Here is a 21,103-nt window from a genome sequence, read left to right as displayed (position 1 = left end):
AAGTATTTAATGATGAAGAAAAGGGCACGTTTATTTTGAGTAAATATGCAGAATTGCTCGATAAGTTACCTATTAACATAGGAGACCGGTAGTATTACATGGAATATCATGGTAAAATAATGAATAGGTGCAAAAGCACAAATGAAAAAAGCTGAAAATTGGAGGGCTTTATTATGGAATTATATAACTCCTTCGATTTCATTGGGGAACAATCATATATAATGGTAGACAATGGGATCGCTACTGAAATCAGTAAGTTATTTATTGAAATGACTGAATATTCAGAGGAAGAACTATTAAATAAAAATATTAAAGAATTATTCAATATATTGAAAATTGGGCCTAATGCCGATTTTGAAGATATTGATGACAAGAAAGATTACTTTCTATTTACTAAATCATTAGATGCTAGGTTTATAAATATAGATGTGGCAGAAGGTGCAATTGGAAAGGTGTATATTTTCTCAGAAAAACCAAATTCACGTCTAGATGTTAAATTCGCAGCAGTAGACGCTCTATGCGCTCATAATAAATTTGGAATTGCTATTTTTAGTACTCCAGATATAACTCTATTGAAAGCAAATCAAACTTATCTAAACTTTCTCGATAAACCATTTAATAGTATAGAAAATTCAATAGGCAAAAAGTTAAATGAAATAATAAAAGGATGGACTGGAAGCTCATCAGAAGAAGTATGGAAAGGAGTGCTTTCAACAAAGAAACCGTTTTACAGTGATGAATATATATTTGAATTTGAAAGAGGAGTGACGTATTGGAAGGCTAGTCTCGCTCCGGTGTTTGAGGATGGAATTCTAAAATATTGTATTGAAATTACAACAGATATAACAGAAAAAGTTTTAGACAGAAAAAGAATGGAAGAGCAAACAAAGGTCATTAAAAAACAAAATGAACAGCTGATGATGCAGGCAAACCTATTAAATCTTTCTCATGATGCTATCTTAGCTTGGGAGATTAATGGGTCTATTATATATTGGAACAAGGGAGCAGAGGAAAAGTATGGTTATAACAGCGAAGAAGCTATAGGAAGTATTAGTTATGAACTGCTAAAAACTACATTTCCTATTAGCTTTAGCAGTATAAAATCAACACTTTTAAGTGATGGAATTTGGCATGCTGAAATAGAGCAAATTAAGAAGGACGGAAGTAAGCTTTTAGTTGAAACTAGATTGCAGTTAATAGTAGATGAGAATGGAAAGCAAATTGTCCTTGAAACTAATCGTGATATTACAGAGAATAAGAAAATGGAAAAAGAATTACAAATTCAAAACCAAATTATAAAACAGCAAAAAGAAGAATTAGAAATAATAATAGATAATATGGCAGATGGCTTAACTGTTGTGGATAACTGTGGTAAGTATAGAAGAACAAATAAAAGAGTAGAAGAATATACTAAAAAGGTTACTTCGCTTGATAATCCAGTCGATAAAGTTGGTGATTCATTTGAAAGTGGAGAAATATACTATGATGAAAAAGGCAAATGCATTTCACTTGAAGATTTTCCTTCTATGAAGGTCATAAGAGGTGAAAAAGTTAAGAATCAGAGAATAATCATAAAGCACGGAGACGATGCGTCATATTTTGATTTTAATGCAACTCCTGTCTTTGATGAATATGGGAAAGTTAGTTTAGGAATCATTATTAATCGTGATGTGACAGAACAAGTTAATTATGAGAAGCATATTAAAGAACAGAAAGAACTTTTTGAAGCTATATTAGATAATATGCAAGAGTCGATTTATGTATTTGACAAAGATGGTAAGTATATAATTAAAAACAAAGTGGCTAGGAAACGTTTTTCTGGAGAGTTTAAAGAGTTAGGGGAAGGTTATAAAGTTACAGAGCTTTATGATTTAGAAGGAAACAAAATGCCAATAGAGGAAACTCCAATATATCGTGTGAAATCTGGAAAAATAGTAAGAAATAATATTGTGAAGTTTAAAAAAGACGATATGGAATATTACAATATTATTAGTGGAACGCCGATTTATGATAATAGTGGTGATTTTTTATATGGAGTTGTAAGTTTTCTTGATGTAACAGATATGATCAAGAGCCAACAAGATTTACAAGAAGTACAAGAAAAGTTGCTAGCTGTAGAGCGTGAAAAAAACGAAGGACTTGAGCAGGCAATGGAAATGAAAGATGAGTTCTTATCATTTATTTCTCATGAGTTTCGAACACCACTTAATGTAATTAATACAGCTATACAAACTTTAAATTTAGTTTACTCAAATCAAATGACCGAAAAGATAAAAACATATATGGGAACTATCAAGCAAAATACTAATAGGCAATTAAGATTAGTTAATAATATTCTTGACATCACTCGTGTTAATGCTGGCCGGATAACGATAAATAAAAAAAATATAGATATAGTTTTTCTAACAAAAGCTATAACTGAATCTGTATATGAATTTGCATCAAAAAAGGGTGTAAGGTTAACATTCGTATCAAAACTTACGAAAAAGATAATAGGGATTGATGATGAAAAATATGAACGAATCATTTTAAACCTTCTTTCCAATGCGATAAAGTTTACACCAGAAGGAAAATCTATTATTGTAAATTTACATTCTGCGAAAACTAATATATGTATTGAAGTAAAAGACAATGGTATAGGTATACCAAAAAATAAGATAGATGTAATATTTGAAAGATTTGGGCAGGTAGAGAGTTCTTTATCAAGGCAGGCAGAAGGAACAGGTATAGGTTTGTCATTGGTAAAGAGATTTGTTGAAGCACTAGGTGGGAGTGTAAGTGTAAAAAGTAATTTAGGCAAAGGTACAACTTTTAAAATATTACTTCCTAATGAGAAAGTAATAGAAGAAAAAAATGAAAAACCGATGATTGATTTAATGACTGATAATAGACTTGTTCAAACTACCAATATAGAATTTTCAGATATATATTTATAACTAAAGGTATTTAGATATGAGTGTTTTATGGTGTAAATAATACATTAATATAGTAAGTATAAAATTATTTGGAGGTGCATTACTATACTTTTTATCGAAAAAATAATAAGGAATAGGAGCTAATAACGCATAATTAAGCTCCTATTCTAATGAAACAAGTGATAACTACCATTTTGAGGAAATGGTCGGGGTGTAGTTAGTGACGGCTATCAGATTGCACTATTATTATGTGAAAGAATGAGATAGATATTCTAATTATATTTTACAATAATTTCAGATTGCAGGGGATTATAGATGATTTAACATAGACTGTTTTAAAGATGGACATTTTGGAAAGAATTAAAATTAATAGACTATGTTAAATCAAAGGAGATAATACAATTATGATGTGTAGTGGAGAGCTATTAGAAGAAAAAGTACAGGAATTTTGCAATAATAACAACAGGGATGAAGGACAAATATGGCAGGTTATAAATAATGTTCATACAAGGACGTATGGACGCAACATAATGTGGGAAAAGGAACAATATCAAAAAGAAAATAATTTGAAAGATATACCAATGGCTGAACAGTTTGCCAAATTAAATTTAGTTTATAGAGCAATAGAAATATTGAAAGGGCTCCAAGAATGTATTAAAAATGGTTGGGAGTTAGAATAGAAAGTCTACTTCAATTAATATAAATATTAAAGTTAAATGGAAAATTAAGATGAAAATCTAAAGCCTAAGTATGGCTTTAGATTATGATGGTTTTGGATAAGGCTTTCAGTTATTTGCTTTCAACCTTGAAATCTCTTAAGCAAGCGACAATATTTCCATTGCCTCGATGAAAATTTACACATTCGCAACACTTACCATGTCTTTCGCAATTAATATTAGAGCATGTACAATTCTTTTCGTTACAACCAGCCATTATGAATTCCCCCTACAATCTAGATAAAATATTTTAATTCATTAACAATTATAAACTAATTTCTAGGAAATATATAGAAAATTGAAGATGATTACTGAAATTTTAATGATTAGAATTTATATGTATGAATTATCATTTAACTTAAAAAAGCTTATTAATTAAAGTTGTATTGTTCATTTTGTAGAGAGCAAAATAATAAATGGACTAACAGGTGATAATAGTATATTATTATTTAAGTCGAAAACTTAAAATAAAGTCATAAAACACCCGGGAAGGTAGATTAAGTTGAAAATACTTAATCTACCTTTATATTTATTTGAACTTAAGATAATGGTTATACAGAATAATGATAAAATTACAATATGTGTTATAATTAAGGATAAGAATGAATTGATTCTAAATGAGGCAAAATTGTTATTTATTGTTTGAAGATTTACTATTATATAAATTGGAAAAATGATATGATGAATTACAGATAAATTAGTGTTATTTCTAAGTGATTTCACTACTTAATCAGAAAGAAATTTGTATGCAATGTTCTAATAATTAAGTTAATTGAAGGAAGGAAATAAATATGGAACTTATTATCCGGAAAATGAAAGAAGAAGATTGGGATAGTGTTGCTGATATTTATATGGAAGGAATAAAAACTAAAAAGGCTACATTTCAAGCAGAAATTCCTAGATACGAAGATTGGGACAAGGGACATTTAAATATAGGAAGGTTTGTCGCTACTAATAGTAATAATAGAATTATTGGTTGGATAGCGCTAAGCCCAACAAGTAGTAGATGTGTGTATAAAGGTGTTGCAGAAGTCAGCATCTATATTAGTGAATCTTGTAGAAGGAATAATGTTGGATATGAACTTATGAATAGAGTAATAGAGGAAACTGAAAAAGAAAATATATGGACACTGCAATCAGGAATATTTTCTATTAATGAACCAAGTATTAAATTACATGAAAAATGTGGTTTTAGAGTTGTTGGAATAAGAGAAAAAATTGGATGTGATGTTGACGGGATATGGCATGATACTATCCTTATGGAGAGACGAAGTAAAATAGTAGGTATATAGAAAAGATGACAGTGCTAAGAGTTAACAGCTATTAATTATAAATGATTCTATATTTTATCTATAGCGATGAATTAGAGAAGACAATATTATTTAAGATAGACTTAAAATATCAATCAATAATACCATATTCTTGATATGTGATATAATAATTACAAGATAAAAAAGAATGAACACAAAAGGAGAGAAGTAATGGACAGTGCAGTTAATCACAACTATAAGAATCAAGGTATAAAATTTTTAAAGGAATGGGTAATTCCAATAGCAGTAGCCCTTATAATAGCTATGTTAATAAAAAATTTCTTGTTTTTTAACATATATGTTCCTAGTGAATCAATGGTACCTACTATAAACGTCGATGATAAGATGGTTGTTACAAAAATATATAATATGGGTAATATTAAAAGAGGAGATATTATTGTATTCTATTCTGATGAATTAAAGAAAACACTTATTAAAAGAGTTATCGGGCTACCAGGAGATCATATTGTAATACATGATGGTGTTGTTAATATAAATGGAAATGATATTAAAGAAGATTATGTAAAAAACAATGAAAAATATAATAGAACCTTTGATGTTCCAGAAGATAAGTTTTTCTTTTTAGGCGATAATAGACCTGATTCTTTGGATTCAAGAAGATGGAAAAACCCCTATATAGATAAAAGTAACATAAAAGGTAAAGCTGTTTTTAGATTTTATCCATTTAGCAAAATGGGCTCATTATCACAATAAAAAATAAGAATAAATAACATATTAAAAATCGCAGTATTCATAATAATATATTTTACTTAAAGTAGTGGATTTTGATTTTTCTATCTATCTACTTTAAAAAGAATAGATTGTAAGTGAATTTGTGATTTTTTATTATTTAGCTTTAAAATTTTAAAAATAGTTTGGAGTTAATTAACAAATAAAATTGTTGTAGATGAGACTAAAATATAGAAATCTAATCTAAATATATATAACAAATAATTAAAAATAATATAATAGAATAATTGGAGGAGAGAATGAAAAGATTAAATTTTATATTACCAACTTTAGAAGATAAGAAAAAACTCATGGATTATAAAAGAGAGTTTATTGAAAATAATGACAGCATGGATGGTACAGCAGGATTAGGTAGTGCTGAAACTTTTGAAGAATGGTATAGCGAATTTTGTGATAATTCAAAAGAAGAAACTGTAAGAGATGGCTTAGTTCCTGCAACCACATACATGGCTGTTTCTGTTAGCGATGGGCATTTAATTGGAATGATTGATATTAGACACCGATTAAATGACTATCTTTTAAACTTTGGTGGTCATATAGGTTACAGTGTTAGAAAATCAGAAAGACGTCAAGGATATGCAACAGAGATGTTAGGACTAGCACTAAAGGAATGTGTAAAACTAGGAATTAAGAAAGTATTAATCACTTGCAATAAAAATAATATTGGATCTGCAAAAACAATAGTAAATAATAATGGAATATTGGAAAATGAAGTGGATGAAGGAAATAGGATCACACAAAGGTATTGGGTTTATTTATAATATCTGTAAAGTTTAAAATATTACTAATTCTTATATAGAATAGAATTTTTATAATAGCTAAATATAATTAATGAATATCAACAAGTTATTCGTAATTTAGAAGAACATAAAAGAACTTATAGTGATTCAATTTCAGATGTATTTTTTTCGGATCAAATATCAGTTATAGCCCAAAGTTTCGTCATAAGTTTAAGGCATCAGCAAAATTTGATAAGAGCACTTCAAGGTACTGAAGAAGAGTCAAAAAGGCTATTTTATTCAAGTTATTTAATACCAGTATATTATTATTTAACTTTAGGAGATCAAATGATAGCGTATATTGATAACTATTTTACATTACCAGATTAAACTTAAAGAAAAGCATAAACAAATTTATAATTATATATTCAAGGATCGCATAACTTAGAACGATATGCGATCTTTTTATATTATAATATTTATAGAATGAAAAACATTACGTTAAAACATGTAAAGAAAGTGGGGATTAATATGAAAGTAATAGATTTAACACATACCATTTCAGAGAATATGCCGGTATATCCAGGAACGGAGAAACCTAAATTAGAAGTCGCAAGTACCTATGAGAAAGATGGTTTTAAGGAAACATTGTTAACTATGTTTTCTCATACAGGAACGCATATGGATTCTCCAGCGCACTTATTCTCTCAAAGAACAACTTTGGATTCATTTAGTGCAGAACAGTTTGTTGGAAAAGGCATAGTAGTTGATTGCAGCAATTTAAAAGAAGGCCAAAAGATTACGATGAAGTATATTGAAACTGTAAAAGAAAAAGCAGATACAGCACAATATATTTTGTTTTATACAGGTTGGGATAAATACTGGGGGACAGATGCTTACTTTGGAAATTATCCATATATTACAGAAGAAGTAGCTGAATACTTAATAAAAAGCAAGAAGAAAGGGGTAGGTATAGATGTTATAGGAATTGATCCTATTAAAGATGAAAATTTAACTATCATAAAAAGCTTTTTGCTGAAACAGATATAGTTGTAATAGAAAATTTGACATCTTTAGATAAAGTGAGAAATAACATTTTTACATTCTGTGCTCTTCCAATAAAATTTAAAGATTCAGATGGAGCGCCTGTTCGTGCAATAGCTATTCTAGAGGATTAATTATTTAAGCAGAAAAGAGGATTAAAATGAATTGTAGTATTAAATCGTTATACTTATGCGTTAAAGATATGAATAGAGCAATTGATTTTTATGAAAATTTATTTGAGCAAACTGTAACCGTTCGAGATGAGATTTATAGTGTGTTTGATATTAATGGTTTTCGTATTGGCTTGTTTGCTTATGAAAAAGTTAATGAAAAACATGTTTTTGGAAATAGTTGCTTACCAAGCATAGAAGTTAATAACTTTGATGTTCTTAAAAGTAAATTAGAAAAATTAGAAATTGTATTTCCAATAAAACAGATTGGAGCTAATTGGGTTGCTGAATTTAGAGATAGTGAAGGTAATCATATTGAAATAACAACTCCTATAACAAATTAGAAGTTTGTAAATAAACAGCGGTAGATATAAAAATAAAATGTAACAAGGGTTTTGGTTAATATGACTATAAATGTTGAATAATTGCACAATAAATATTATAATGTAATTAATGGAATAATTAGGTTGATAAGGAAGTAGAGGGAATTTGTTTGATAGTCTAACACAAGATAAAACTTGATAGATACACATTTCCAATTTTACATCTCTGATTTCTTAGATAGAATTATTTCTTTTCATATATCAATTTAATTATTCTAAATAAGTTAATTTAAATAATAATTAAGAGGTGGATATTATGGGAATAAAAAAAATGATTGCAAATTTATTATTAAGTCTTTCAAAAGCTATGACTAAGTCGCCTATAGTCTCATATGTAGCGACTGGTATTGAAGATATGCCAGAATCAATGAAGAAGTTAAGGTAATAAGCATTATAAATTACGTAAAATTATAAAGGAGATGTAAATTGGAAGTGCAATACATTGATGCATTAATTACTACTTTCCAAAGTATAGTATTTACCTATATAGTTAGCTATTGCTTGGAAAATGACAATTTAGAGGATAACAAAAAAATAATCTTATGCATATTGCTAATGTCGATAAACGGATTTTTTATTACTTATTTATTCGGAAATTCATCGACATGTATATTTGTGACACATGGTTTAGGTATATTAATTATATACTTAATTTTTAGAAATAATACGGTAAAGTCAATAGTAGCTTATAGTTTAATATATTCTATAGTAGTAATTTGGATAGCTGTATTTGGTAATATATCATATATAATATTAAATAATTTTTTGATACACGATATCGATATGTTAAATATTACGCTTGTATATATTTCTCAAATATTCTTATTTGTTTTATGCTTTTTATTTAGAAGTAAGATTAGGCAAATTTATAAGCTATTACTAGACGAAAGTAACTCCGTACAATACATAATTATAATAAGTTTCTTTCCTGATTTTTTGATTTCTTTATATAATATTTCATACGATATTGAGCCGGTATTATCAAGAAATATCATAGTTATAGCTTTAATTGCATTTATAATCTTTAATATAATAGATTTTAGAAAGACGAAAAAAAATTCAGATGAAATACATAAATTAAATAGAATTTTGACATCAAAAAATATTGAGCTTAAAAATATAAAAGATAATTACAATATAAATATTTTAAGCTTATATGAACTTTGTGATATGAATATGTATCAAGATGCGTCTAACTTATTGAAAAGAATTATAAATACATATCAAAATAGTGGAAATGTTTATGAAAAGGATGCTGAAGCCTCTTCGCTTTTATCACTAGCGACTAAACATGTTATAAGAGATGATATAAAAGTTATTGTATCCGATAATGCTAATTTTAGGTTAACAACAATGAAAGAGATGGATTTATATCGAATAATAATTAATATAGTTAACAATGCGGTAAAGGCTATGAAGAATAAGGGGACTATAATTGCTGAATCATACGAGGATTTAAACAATATAGTTATAAATATAGCAAATGACGGGGAAAAGATTCCCGATAACATAATTAATAAAATTTTTGATTCTGGATTTACTACTAAAAATAATAATAACAAGAATCATGGATATGGTTTAAGCATAGTAAGAGAATTAATTGAAAAGCATAATGGAAAAATTAAAGTTGAAAGTAATGAACATATGACTAAATTTACGATTGTTTTACCAATAAATGTGGCCGCATAATTATATAATATTTAGGCAAAGTTAATTCATAGAAACACATATTAAACTTTATATATTCTAAAAGTTTAATTGATTAAAACCAAATTTAAAATGTAGTCATTAATACAACAAGTAAAATAATTTAGGTTATTTAGAACCTATAGAATTTAAATAATAAATGAATATCTTTTTAATAAAAACAGCTATTGGACTTTTTCACTATACCTGAAAGTGGAAATCCAATAGCTGCTTTTTTATTCTCTTTATGAATTGTAACTTCCTAAATAAGTCTTTTCCATGAATCATATCGTCAAGGAGCATAATGTCCACAGATTTAACTTAAATATAAATTTCTAGATAATAAAAAAGGCAGCAACTTTAGTTGCCACCAAGTCCATTTTGCAAATTTAGTATAACTTAAGTTATCTATAGAAATCAAGGGGGAGCAGCTAAAATAATTTAGCATATTGAATTAAATAAATAGATTCAATATTATACTATAGCTCATAATTAAAGATTAGTTATGCCAGTATTTACAATTTATGATATAATTTATTTATATAAATTAGAAGAGGTAGATGATTTTGCAGTATGGGGGAAAAAATGAGTGATAAAAATAAGGGAAGAGTTACTTTATATTTGATGAGGCACGGGCAAACTATCTTAAATAAAGTAGGAAGGACTCAAGGATGGTGTGATGGAGTTCTAACTAAAGAAGGAATTGAAGTAGCCGTAAATACGGGATTAGGACTTAGTGATGTGAAGTTTAAAGCAGTTTACAGCAGTGATTTAGGAAGAGCAATAAAAACAGCTCAAATTGTCATAAAAGAGAATAAGGCAAGTGTGGACTTAGAACTAAAAGAATTTGAAGGCTTAAGAGAAGTATATTTTGGAAAATATGAAGGAGAGTTTGAGAAGATAAAGTTTAAGGCGATACTTGATTTCCTTAATGTAACTTCATTTGAAGAAATGGCAGAAAAATATGATTTTCAAAGGGCATATTGTGATTCATGTGCTGCATTAGATGAAACGCATGAGGCTGAAGATTATAATACAGCTTTAAAAAGATTTGTAACAACTATAAATAATATATGTATTGAAAATGAAGAAGATGGTGGAGGGAATATTCTAATAGTAGTTCATGGAGGAATGCTTAGAGTATTTATTGAACATTTAGATAAAAATTTCGATATAAGGAATATGGATAATTCAAGTATATCAAAAGTTGTATATGAAAACGGAAAATTTAAGGTTGAATCTGTAAATGATAGTAGTTATAGTGAAAAAGGTAAAGCTATGAGACAAATACTAAAATAGTGAGATGCTTAGTACTTATTTCGGCGAGCTATATGAATAAGTTCAGATTTTAGTTTGTTTGGCATCTATAGTGGATAGTATTTAGCCAAATTTAGCAGGTATAGATTCAATATCAAGAATGGGTGTACTAACAATATTAACATATTATAATGACGATGATAGTATTACAAACTCATACGTAGCATTGAAAATATAAGGACTGAACTTCATTAGTTCAGTCCTTATATTGTATTGGATTTAAAATGGAATATTATAAATCACAATTGGTTGATAGAATTAGATTAATGAAAGCAAAGAAGCGAGCATTAGCATGTTGAAGAACTGTAAAGTCATGAATTAGGTGGCAAGTTGCGCCTAAATTAAACATTGTACCTTTAATATTCCCCTGGAAATATTCATTAAGTGCTTTTGTATAATAAGATATGCATTCTGATTTGGTATTTCAATATATTTATCTCTTAATTATTATAAACATAAGTAAAACTATTATCCGTAGAGTCGTATAGATGTTGGCAGATATATTTCTTAAAGATCAATATGAAATTGTAGTAAATGAAAAATTTGGTGTTATGTATCATGGGAGATAATAAATTTAAAAGTTAGAAAGCCAGGTTCTTAGTTGAAGATAACATGTAATAGCTCAATGGCAAAAGAGATATTGTGAAACATGGATTTAAAGAATATAATGTATATATAAGTAATTAAAGTTAAAATATTGTTTAAATAGAGGTGTGAATTTTGAGTAAAATTAACAGAAAGGTATTGCTAGGAATAACTTCATTAATGTTGTTTGTTTTAGGAATATTATTTGGAATTTCATTGGGCGGAAATCCTAGTTACGGGGATCTTATATTAAAGTCTATAGGTTTAGGTCCATGGTCAAATATCGATACAGGACTACATTATACAGCAATTATATCTTTAATATTTTTAATACCGGCAGTTGTTTTTGGATATATGTTCTTAAAAGAAACTTTAGAATTAGAAAATATGAATGGTAAGAGAAGAATAGAGACTTTGGAATGTAAATTAAGTATATTTATAGTTTTAACAAGCACCTTTGTTTTGCCAGGGAAAATAGAACAGAATATGGGAAGCTTTTTTGAGTACGCGTTTGGCTTTCCTTTAAATTATTGGTCTGTATATCAAGGAGACGGAGGAAGTTCTTATTTATTCAGTAACTTATTTAATGGAAATATTGGAATGAACATTAATATAGTAAATTTATTCCTTGATATAGTGATTCTTTATTACGTTTTATTAATAATAAGAAAAGTATTTATAAAATTATATGCCGTATATAAAAAAAATTAATTTAGAGGATTACTTAAATATGGTAATATTCAGAAATGAATTTACCATATTTTTTGTTTTCATATAGAAATTCTATAAAATGTAGGTTTAGAATGTTAAATATGAAGTATTTTTTAAAATTAAAGTGAATATCAATTAATATATAAAAGAAGTATAAAAAACTTAAATATCATATTATAAGAACGTATTTATAATTATTAATATAGAATTTAGAATAAATTTCTTTTTAAAAGTAATCCTATAAATTAGATAGAATTACAGGAGGTTTTAGAATGAAGCTATTAAAAAAATTTATAATAATAATTATAGTAACAGTTATAGTAATGGAAACCTTAATTGAAGCAGTCCCATTAAATAGTCACAATGATTCAACAAATCCAGTAAATGTAGGAGTAGTTTTTTATAGATTCGATGATCCTTATGTTATTGATTTAAGGCATAGCCTAGAAGATATTGAATCACGAAATGAAGGAAGGATTAAATTTAATTTTTACAATAGTGAAAATAACAGAGATATCCAAAATCAAACTATTAATAATCTTCTAGAAAGCGATAATATCGATCTTCTCATATTAAGTTTAGTAGATTTAGTAAACGATCCCAAAGAACTAATTAATTCAATCAAAGAAAAAAATATTCCAGTAATTTTTGCTAGCAAAAGAATACTTAAGGTAGATGAAAATATAGTTAAATCATATGATAAAGCTTATTATATATTGCCAGATTCAGAGCAGGCAGGAAGGCTACAAGGAAAATTGTTAATTAATTTATGGAATGGTAATAAAAATACTATAGATACAAATAAAGATAATATTATGCAGTATATAGTATTGCAAGGCGGAATTAACAGTAATGCTAATGAGTCAACAGATAGAACTAAATATTGCATTATGACAATCAGAGATGCTGGAATAAAAGTTGAACAACTTGCATCAGAATTTTGTAATTGGAGTGAAGAGTTAGCTAGAGATGCGACAGATGCTTTATTGACTAGATATGGAAATAAAATTGAAGTAGTAATAGCTAATAACGATACTATGGCTGTTGGTGCTGTAAAAGCTTTACAAAAGCATGGATATAATAAAGGTGATGGTACAAAAAATATACCAGTTGTTGGAATTGATGCTATTCCAGAATCACTATATTTCATACAAAAAGGATATATGGCAGGTACTGTTTTCCAGGATCCAGATGTTATGGCAAATGCATTTTTTGACGTTGCGATGCATTTATCAGGCAAAATACGTTTTGAATGTCCTAAGGAGTATCGATGTGATGAAAGTGGAAGAATAATTCAATTGCCATTTAAAGAATATATGGCTTAGGCTAAAAGTATATTTATTGGATTTAAAAATGATGTCGTTTTGATAATGAATTTTATTTACCTCGAAGTTAATAATTATAAATTAGTGGTAAATAAAATGCATAGTTAAAAAATTAACAATGCATTAGTTATGAATTAGAATAAACATCATAATTAATTCTAGTATTATTTTAAAAGTTGCAAGCAAAGTTTTATGGACAAAGAACAATAAGGATCTTGTTTCATTTTTTATTAGAATCTACATTAAATTATAAATGAATCCAAACCAAATAATTGTATGCGAATGAATCAAGTTACTTAGCGCTCATATTTAATAATTTCAACATAGAATACTTGTAAAAAAATACATTTATAGTATAATGTGTACATGCAATATTAAAGGAGAATTGATCTATATATTGTAGTTAAATTTCTATATTTTAGGTTTTTATTTAGCATGAGAGTTCTAGAATTTAAAATATTCAGCATATATATGGGGGAATATACATGGGGATAACAGTATTGATAGCATTTTTTCAGTTATTGCAGTTGTAATATTTCAGACGGTTTTCACAATAATTGAAACAAGAGCTGAGAGTAGGTGACTCTGAGCAAATATTTTATATATTTAAGTAGACGTGAAGAAGAATATTTGCAAATAATTGTACGCTAATAAATAAGGAGTTGTGTTATGGGGTTAATTGGAATTTTACCTGTGTTTGCATTAATTATATCTGGAATTATATATTTTGCAGTGAAAGTATTGGAACGTTTATTAAATAAAAACATAATGGGATATGTAATTTTATTATTAATAATTGCTTTTATAGGTATTTATGGACTTTTATATTTTTCAGAAGATGATGGATGTGGTGGAGGAGCAATATTTTTACTTTTATCTACCTTTACAATAGATTTCTTTATAATCACTTTTTTCATAATTGAAAAGTTATATAAGAAATTCAGAGCGCGGTTACGATAAATTTAGGTGAATTGTGGACAAGAAATACATTCATTAGAAAGGGAGTTAAATTAACGTGGATAGAAAGATAAAAATTTTTATTGCAGGTGATTCTACAGCTGCTACAAAATTACCGGATGAAAAACCAGAAACAGGATGGGGAGAAAGAATTGGAGAATTTTTTACTAGTGATATAGAAATTTGTAATTTTGCTATCAATGGAAGAAGTTCTAAAAGCTTTATAAATGAAGGAATATTACAAAAGATATCTGAATTAATTAAGGCGGATGATTTTTTATTTATAGAATTTGGCCATAATGATAAAAAAGAAAATGAGGAATTATATACAGATCCATTTACTACATATAAAGCTTATTTAACTGAATATATTAAAGTTGCTAGAAATGCTGGTGCGCACCCAGTATTACTAACATCTATACATAGAAGAAATTTTGATGAAAATGGCATTATAAAAGATACACATGGAGATTATCTTGTAGCTGTAAGAGATCTTGCGGCTGAATTAAGCGTACCATTAATAGATATGGGTGAAAAAAGTAAGCGTTTATTTGAGCAAATAGGAATAGAAAAAACTAAAGAGATATTCTTATGGGTGAAACCAGGTGAAAATCTCAATCATCCCGATGGGATCCAAGACAATACTCACTTTTCGGAAAAAGGAGCAAAGGAAATAGCGAGACTAGTAGTAGAAGGAATAGAAGAAAATCACATAGAATCATTGATAGGATGTATGAAATAATCAGGTGTATTACGATGTAGCCATTAATAATTATCATCATAATGTGTGTTACTTCTCTAAAGTTACTAAGTGAGATGATCTCTAAGGTATAGATGATATGTTTTATTTTATGTAATATATTGCAATTCACAATGCACAGTTCAAAATTACGGATAAAATTATTGCAATATTTTTAGAATTACTATGAAGAATTATTTTCACAACATATATATTTATTTTATTATGAAAATTGCTATAATGATTTAAAAATTGGATGATATTCACTGGAAAAAATCAGAAAGTAGGAAAATAGGTATAAATTATAATGTGTGAGAGGTGTTAAAATTGAAAATTAACAATAAAGTATTTTTTATAGCAAGCATTATATTTAGCGGACTCACAATTATTTCAATATTTTTTATTCATAGTGATATTGCATTTATATTTCTGGGATTTTCTCTATTATTTGGTGGTTTAGATGAAGTTAAATTATTAAAAGGTATCGATTCAGAAGAGACTAATAAAGGAAGTAAGACTGGCGGAATAATTGCGATAGTCGCAGGGTTATTTATAATAATTACTTATATTGTTAGATTGTTATCTTAGATGAGGAGTACTTTTAAGTTACGTAAGATATTTGCGATTAAGATAGGAATATAGACAAAGAATACTGTAGTAAATATCAGATTGTTTTAAGAAAACTAAGAATGATATTGTTTATAAGATTTGTTATAAGAAATTAAAAATAATAAAAATAAAAGAACTAATGGGATTATATGATTAAATTCCATTAGTTCTTCTATTTACAAATACAAAATTATTTCTTGATTGTTATTATTAATTATATTAAATCTCTAAGCCATTATTGATTCAGTATCATCATTTACAGAAGTTGCTTTCTTGCTGTGTAGGCAATAATATAAGAAAATGCAAAGAACTGCAACTGCTGCCATCATCATATATAAGCCACGATATCCTATTAATGGGATAAAGTAACCTAAGATAAATGGTCCAATACCAACGCCTAAATCTTGAAATATAAAATTAGTAGATGTAGCTAATCCTATACGATGTTTTGGTGATACCTTTATAGCAATTGCTTGTACACTAGATGAAGTTGTACCATAACCAAGACCTAATATAGCAGCAGCTAATAAAAGAGTTAAGCTTCCATGAGTTTGACTAAGGAAAAATAAAGATAAGGCAAACAATGCTATTGCTGGATACATAACGAAGTTCTCACCTTTTTTATCAAACATTTGTCCAGTAAAAGGTCTTGAAAGCAAAACAAATACTGCATAAACGATAAAGAAGAGACTTCCAACGCTCATTAAATTAATTTCTTTAGAATAAGAGCTTATAAAAGTAAGGATGCTTGAATAACCAAGAGCAATTACTCCAGCAATAATTGAAATAGGAATAGCTTTTATTTCAAAGAAATTATGCAAAGAAAAATCTTTATTATTATTTGAATGTCCTTTTACAATTTCTAACTTTGGAATTTTTATAAAAAAGACAGCAAAAAAACTAAGTATTAAGAAAATAATACATACAACAAAATTCATATAAAAGTTTGAATGCTCAGTAATAAACATGCCTAAAAAGGGTCCAATTGCAGCAGCAATAGTAAGACTTAATGCATAATACCCAGTACCCTCTCCACGACGTTCATTTGGAATTATCTTTGCTACAATAGTTCCAGTTGCTGTTGAAGCAATTCCCATTGCAGCACCATTTAAGAAACGATTAATGAATAAGAATACCATACTATTCACTAAAAAATATAAAAATGTAGTAGCTAAAAATAAAATAAATCCGATATAAAGCATTTTCTTCCATCCAACTTGATCAATATATCTTCCAGAGAAAATACGTGAAAGAAGTACTCCTATTACAAATATGCCAGAAGCTAATCCAGCCTCACTTGGTGATGCATGAAATCTTTCTGTTGCAAATGTGGTTATAGTAACCATCAATAAATAAAATGTAAAATAAAGAAAAAAGTTTGCCGTCGAAACAATTAAGAAATTTTTCGTCCATAATTTAGGTTTATCCATTTTTTATATCTCCTTTTCATTCGTAATGTTTTTTTGTATTTTAGGAAGTGTCTCAAATGTTATGATTTGATCATTTTCTGAAATACCCTTTACCACGTCATTTTCTAATTGAGTTATTCTTTCACGGCATACATCATAAAGTTCTTCACCGATTTCAGTTAGCTCAATTATTTTTTCACGTCTATCTTTACCAGATATTGTTTTTACTATTAGTCGTTCTTCTAAACGTTGAACTCTTCGTGTTATGCTAGGCTTTTCGATATTATAGTAGTTAGCAATATCTACTAGGGAAGATGGTTGGTTATTTTTTAGATATAGAATAACCTGCCATAATGAATAAGAAAGATCATATTCACCTAGTAATTCATTTAGCTTATTTATAAGAGGTCGATGTAGTGAAAAAAAGCGTTGAAATAGTCCTTGCATATTATACCCTCCCGAAAATATATAGTTACCATAGTTAACTATTACCCAGGGTAATTATACTATTTTTATTTATAATGTCAAGTCGAGTATATAGAAATATATATTGCAAAAATGATTCTTCATGATAATTCTAAAAATATTGCAAGAATTTTAGCTGCAATTGTGAATTGTGCATTGCAACATATATATTAAGTTATTTTTAATTTTATATTCATAAATAGTTAATATTATACTGATATACTAGAAATAGTAAGTGATATATGATGCGATAATAAACTTGCAGTTAATATTTCAGTAGAAAAAGTTCTTAATTTTTAGAATAAAAAAATTTAGCTGCATCACTATTATTGGAATATTAATAATAATTTTTGCAAAAGTATTAAGGGGGATGGGAAATACATATGGAAAATAAAAAAACAAAACAAGAGACACTAACAATTTGCTTACTTTTAGTATATTTAGTAGTGTTAACCTGGATTATATTATTTAAGATGCAATTCTCACTTAAGGAATTAGGATACTTTCGAAGTATTAACATAATTCCATTTCATGAATCTGTAATAGTAAATGGTAGGATTGAGTTTTCGGAAATATATAATAACATACTTGTATTTGTGCCGTTTGGAATCTATATTGGTATGATAAAACGTAAATGGTCTTTCTTGAAAAAAGCAGCTTTGATAGCAGGAGTAAGTCTGCTATACGAGGTATTACAATTCATATTCGCAATAGGTGCATCAGATATAACTGATATTATAGGAAATACCTTTGGAGGAATCTTGGGAATCATAATTTACCTTATTTTTCTCAAATTATTTAAAACAGAGTTTAAAGTAAATAAAATTATAAATATTATTTCATTAGTAGGAACAATTTTAGTTATTTTATTATTAGCATTTTTAGTCTTGGTTAATAATTAGAAATTTGAATTTTATAAAATTAGAGGGTTAAAGGAGTTGAGAACAAACATAATTGTTCTATCATTTCTAAATAGCAAAATATCATTAAATTTTCAAAATATAGTTATTGCCGTGAAAATATTTTTAGCAATCACTAAACACTTCAATTACAAAAATGTGTTATAATTTACATATATTATATGAAAAGGTGTGTAGATATTATGAAAAGAAAAATTATTGCATTTTGTAGTGTTTTAGTTTGTTGCATTATAGCTTTTTTAATCTTTTATCACAATACACAATATAATAAATATACAATAAAAGGTGCTGCGTACATTACGGAAAAGAATAAGCACTTAGTTGGGACGGAAGTTGTAGAGAGAAAAGGGCAGGTAGAAGAATATGATGAGCATAACATGCTGAAATATAGTAAAACTATAAAAAATATACCTGATGAAATGAAGCTAGCGGATTCTGCTTTGATTAGTGATTTTGTAACAAAAGAAAAAAACAATGAATATATAACTCCAGAGATAATAGAGACAAATGGCAGTATAGGAGTATTTACAAAGGATGATGGCAGTGGATGGAAACTAAAAAAAGGAGATTCATTAGTATTTAATTTTGATAAATATCAATCAAAAGTAATTAAGGATCAAACAGCAGTAATCGGCTATGTAGTAAATGGGAAAATGGTAGAAGGAGAAAGTTTTAAAGACTTATCAGGAAGTTATGAAATAACAGCAGATGAGCCTGGAGAATATTATATCTACACAATCGATGCTAGTTCAGAATATCTTGCATTCAAAGAAGGAAGCATTAGTGTTCACGAGTGTTAATTTTCTTGCAATTTGAAATGTAAAGGCAAGAAAAATATCAGATTCTAAAGGTAATTAAAAGATAAATAGTAACTTTGTTGGAGGAGATAATGTTTTCGCATGATAATATTCAAAAATTTAATGAAACCGAAATCAAGATATATAAGTTTATTGTTGATAATGAGGAAAAAATACCTTATATGACTATTCGAGAATTAGCCAATGCAATTCAGGTATCAACATCAACAATTATTAGATTCTGCAATAAGTTAGATTGTGATGGGTATAAGGAATTCAAAGAAAGACTTGAAAAATATGTACATAGAATGCAGGAAATACCAAGACAAAGTGATTTGACTGAGATGTTAAATTACTTTAAGAAAACTAACATTAATTCCTTTGAACAGAAAATAGAGCAAGGCGCAGAGGTGATTAGAAAATCAGAAACAGTGTTATTTTTAGGTTCGGGTTCATCTGGTGCACTTGCGAAATATGGGGCAAGATATTTTTCTAATTTGGGGAAATTTTCAATGGGATTGGAAGACACATTTTATCCAATTACGAAGGATATGAAGACTACAGTGGTAATTGCACTTTCAGTTTCTGGAGAAACAAAGGGTGTTATAGATTTAATAAATCAATTCAAAGTTAGTAAATGTATTATTTTGAGTATAACGAATCAGTCTAATTCGACTATTGCTAAGATGTCAGATTGGAATATTTCATACGATATGGACATGCATCAAGCTAATGGTGGATATAATGCTACTACACAAGTGCCAGTATTATTCCTTATAGAAGCATTGGCAAGAAGAATATGAATTTTGAAACATCTTGTTACTAGATATGTACAAGATGTTTTTTATACTGTTGATAAACGCAATTACGAAAAAAGGAGCATTATAATATGAAAACAGAATTAGAAAAATGTATGGCAGGAGAGAATTATAACTGTCATGATGAAATTTTTTTAGGGTTTAAAAAGACTACAAGAACATTACTTTCAAAATATAATAGCCTTAGCTATGTTGATAAGGAAGAAAAAAGAGGAATTCTAGGACGCCTTTTTGGTAGAATAGGGAGTAATGTATCGGTTGGATCTCCATTTATATGTGATTATGGATGCAATATATACATTGGTAATAATGTATCTGTTAATATGAATTGTACTTTTGTAGATTGCAATAAAATTATTATAGGAGATAATGTACTAATTGCATCTAATGTACAAATTTATACAGCAACTCATCCAATAGAGCTAGAGGAACGATTGGTAGAAAATTGGGATCCGGAAAATGGGGAATATTTTTGCAATACTTATGCACTTCCTATCACTATAGGCGATGGATGTTGGATTGGAGGCGGAGTTATTATTTTACCTGGAGTTAGTATTGGAAATGGAAGTGTTATAGGCGCAGGCAGTGTAGTAACAAAGGATATTCCTGAAAATAGTGTAGCAGTTGGAAATCCGTGTAGAGTAATTAGGAAAATTAATGGAGCACAATAATATTATAAAGCTGCTAAAAAAATATCTTTTTAAAATAAAGAGTGGTACTTTGTCTAATATGTTATAATTGTATATAAAAAATGTACT

General features: G+C 27.8%; 23 protein-coding genes and 1 pseudogene. 20 read left to right on the top strand and 4 right to left on the bottom strand.

Going from position 1 to position 21,103, the window contains the following annotated elements:
• Positions 1-173: 173 nt before the first annotated feature.
• Entirely contained in the window at positions 174-2,936 is a 2,763-nt protein-coding gene (locus AXY43_RS07950; protein WP_105411380.1) for a PAS domain S-box protein, read from the top strand.
• Positions 2,937-3,319: 383 nt separating this feature from the next.
• Positions 3,320-3,595, top strand: a complete 276-nt coding sequence (locus AXY43_RS07945) for a hypothetical protein (protein WP_105411379.1) — start codon at positions 3,320-3,322, stop codon at positions 3,593-3,595.
• A gap of 109 nt (positions 3,596-3,704) precedes the next feature.
• Here the strand turns inward: AXY43_RS07945 and AXY43_RS27775 are convergent, their stop codons facing one another.
• The gene (locus AXY43_RS27775; protein ID WP_017211888.1) at positions 3,705-3,848 is read right to left on the bottom strand and encodes a hypothetical protein; all 144 of its coding nucleotides are present in this window, start codon (positions 3,846-3,848) and stop codon (positions 3,705-3,707) included.
• 574 nt (positions 3,849-4,422) lie between these two features.
• On the opposite strand from AXY43_RS27775, the gene AXY43_RS07940 reads away from it, so the two are divergent.
• From AXY43_RS07940 to AXY43_RS07875, 14 genes and pseudogenes are all read left to right on the top strand, one after another.
• Complete coding sequence (locus AXY43_RS07940) at positions 4,423-4,923, top strand: GNAT family N-acetyltransferase (RefSeq protein WP_023976733.1); 501 nt, start codon at positions 4,423-4,425, stop codon at positions 4,921-4,923.
• A 189-nt stretch (positions 4,924-5,112) separates the two neighbouring features.
• Positions 5,113-5,655, top strand: a complete 543-nt coding sequence (lepB, locus tag AXY43_RS07935) for a signal peptidase I (RefSeq protein WP_039769628.1) — start codon at positions 5,113-5,115, stop codon at positions 5,653-5,655.
• Between the two features lie 275 nt (positions 5,656-5,930).
• The gene (locus tag AXY43_RS07930) at positions 5,931-6,452 is read left to right on the top strand and encodes a GNAT family N-acetyltransferase (protein ID WP_105411378.1); all 522 of its coding nucleotides are present in this window, start codon (positions 5,931-5,933) and stop codon (positions 6,450-6,452) included.
• A gap of 207 nt (positions 6,453-6,659) precedes the next feature.
• Positions 6,660-6,800, top strand: coding sequence for a hypothetical protein (locus AXY43_RS27770; RefSeq protein WP_173696071.1), 141 nt, complete (start codon positions 6,660-6,662; stop codon positions 6,798-6,800).
• Positions 6,801-6,941: 141 nt separating this feature from the next.
• Positions 6,942-7,588: pseudogene (locus AXY43_RS07920) on the top strand (cyclase family protein).
• 26 nt (positions 7,589-7,614) lie between these two features.
• Positions 7,615-7,968 carry a VOC family protein gene (locus AXY43_RS07915; RefSeq protein ID WP_077870023.1) on the top strand — a complete coding sequence of 118 codons (354 nt, stop codon included), beginning with the start codon at positions 7,615-7,617 and terminating at the stop codon, positions 7,966-7,968.
• A 295-nt stretch (positions 7,969-8,263) separates the two neighbouring features.
• Complete coding sequence (locus tag AXY43_RS28415) at positions 8,264-8,392, top strand: hypothetical protein (protein ID WP_278337361.1); 129 nt, start codon at positions 8,264-8,266, stop codon at positions 8,390-8,392.
• A gap of 47 nt (positions 8,393-8,439) precedes the next feature.
• On the top strand, positions 8,440-9,696 hold the full coding sequence (locus AXY43_RS07910) for a sensor histidine kinase (RefSeq protein ID WP_242986216.1): 1,257 nt from the start codon (positions 8,440-8,442) through the stop codon (positions 9,694-9,696).
• A 582-nt stretch (positions 9,697-10,278) separates the two neighbouring features.
• Positions 10,279-10,992 carry a histidine phosphatase family protein gene (locus AXY43_RS07905; protein ID WP_105411376.1) on the top strand — a complete coding sequence of 238 codons (714 nt, stop codon included), beginning with the start codon at positions 10,279-10,281 and terminating at the stop codon, positions 10,990-10,992.
• Positions 10,993-11,730: 738 nt separating this feature from the next.
• Entirely contained in the window at positions 11,731-12,306 is a 576-nt protein-coding gene (locus AXY43_RS07895) for a hypothetical protein (protein ID WP_236887856.1), read from the top strand.
• 272 nt (positions 12,307-12,578) lie between these two features.
• Positions 12,579-13,631 carry a galactose ABC transporter substrate-binding protein gene (locus tag AXY43_RS07890; RefSeq protein WP_105411375.1) on the top strand — a complete coding sequence of 351 codons (1,053 nt, stop codon included), beginning with the start codon at positions 12,579-12,581 and terminating at the stop codon, positions 13,629-13,631.
• Positions 13,632-14,300: 669 nt separating this feature from the next.
• Positions 14,301-14,591 carry a hypothetical protein gene (locus tag AXY43_RS07885; protein WP_077308734.1) on the top strand — a complete coding sequence of 97 codons (291 nt, stop codon included), beginning with the start codon at positions 14,301-14,303 and terminating at the stop codon, positions 14,589-14,591.
• Positions 14,592-14,646: 55 nt separating this feature from the next.
• Positions 14,647-15,330: a rhamnogalacturonan acetylesterase gene (locus AXY43_RS07880; RefSeq protein WP_105411374.1), complete on the top strand. Its 684-nt coding sequence runs from the start codon at positions 14,647-14,649 to the stop codon at positions 15,328-15,330.
• A gap of 324 nt (positions 15,331-15,654) precedes the next feature.
• A complete protein-coding gene (locus tag AXY43_RS07875) occupies positions 15,655-15,915 on the top strand; it encodes a hypothetical protein (protein WP_105411373.1) in 261 nt (86 codons plus the stop codon).
• A gap of 248 nt (positions 15,916-16,163) precedes the next feature.
• Here the strand turns inward: AXY43_RS07875 and AXY43_RS07870 are convergent, their stop codons facing one another.
• The gene (locus AXY43_RS07870; protein WP_105411372.1) at positions 16,164-17,366 is read right to left on the bottom strand and encodes an MFS transporter; all 1,203 of its coding nucleotides are present in this window, start codon (positions 17,364-17,366) and stop codon (positions 16,164-16,166) included.
• Positions 17,367-17,369: 3 nt separating this feature from the next.
• Positions 17,370-17,792, bottom strand: a complete 423-nt coding sequence (locus AXY43_RS07865) for a MarR family winged helix-turn-helix transcriptional regulator (RefSeq protein ID WP_105411371.1) — start codon at positions 17,790-17,792, stop codon at positions 17,370-17,372.
• Between the two features lie 401 nt (positions 17,793-18,193).
• Between AXY43_RS07865 and AXY43_RS07860 the strand changes: the two genes are divergently transcribed.
• The 3 genes from AXY43_RS07860 to AXY43_RS07850 all read left to right on the top strand — a co-directional run bounded on the left by AXY43_RS07860 (position 18,194) and on the right by AXY43_RS07850 (position 20,330).
• Positions 18,194-18,712, top strand: a complete 519-nt coding sequence (locus AXY43_RS07860) for a VanZ family protein (protein ID WP_105411370.1) — start codon at positions 18,194-18,196, stop codon at positions 18,710-18,712.
• 200 nt (positions 18,713-18,912) lie between these two features.
• Entirely contained in the window at positions 18,913-19,530 is a 618-nt protein-coding gene (locus tag AXY43_RS07855) for a hypothetical protein (RefSeq protein ID WP_105411369.1), read from the top strand.
• A gap of 89 nt (positions 19,531-19,619) precedes the next feature.
• Positions 19,620-20,330, top strand: coding sequence for a MurR/RpiR family transcriptional regulator (locus AXY43_RS07850; RefSeq protein WP_105411368.1), 711 nt, complete (start codon positions 19,620-19,622; stop codon positions 20,328-20,330).
• On the opposite strand, the gene AXY43_RS28730 is transcribed toward AXY43_RS07850, so the two are convergent.
• Complete coding sequence (locus AXY43_RS28730; RefSeq protein WP_435867743.1) at positions 20,295-20,426, bottom strand: hypothetical protein; 132 nt, start codon at positions 20,424-20,426, stop codon at positions 20,295-20,297. The genes AXY43_RS07850 and AXY43_RS28730 overlap by 36 nt on opposite strands.
• On the opposite strand from AXY43_RS28730, the gene AXY43_RS07845 reads away from it, so the two are divergent.
• Positions 20,417-21,016 (top strand): sugar O-acetyltransferase, encoded by a 600-nt coding sequence (locus AXY43_RS07845; RefSeq protein WP_105411367.1) that lies wholly within the window; start codon positions 20,417-20,419, stop codon positions 21,014-21,016. The two genes, AXY43_RS28730 and AXY43_RS07845, sit on opposite strands and share 10 nt — an antisense overlap.
• The last annotated feature ends 87 nt before the right edge of the window (positions 21,017-21,103 follow it).

This window comes from Clostridium sp. MF28 (assembly GCF_002969175.1).
GTDB lineage: Bacteria > Bacillota > Clostridia > Clostridiales > Clostridiaceae > Clostridium > Clostridium beijerinckii.
This window is presented reverse-complemented; position numbering and strand designations above follow the sequence as displayed.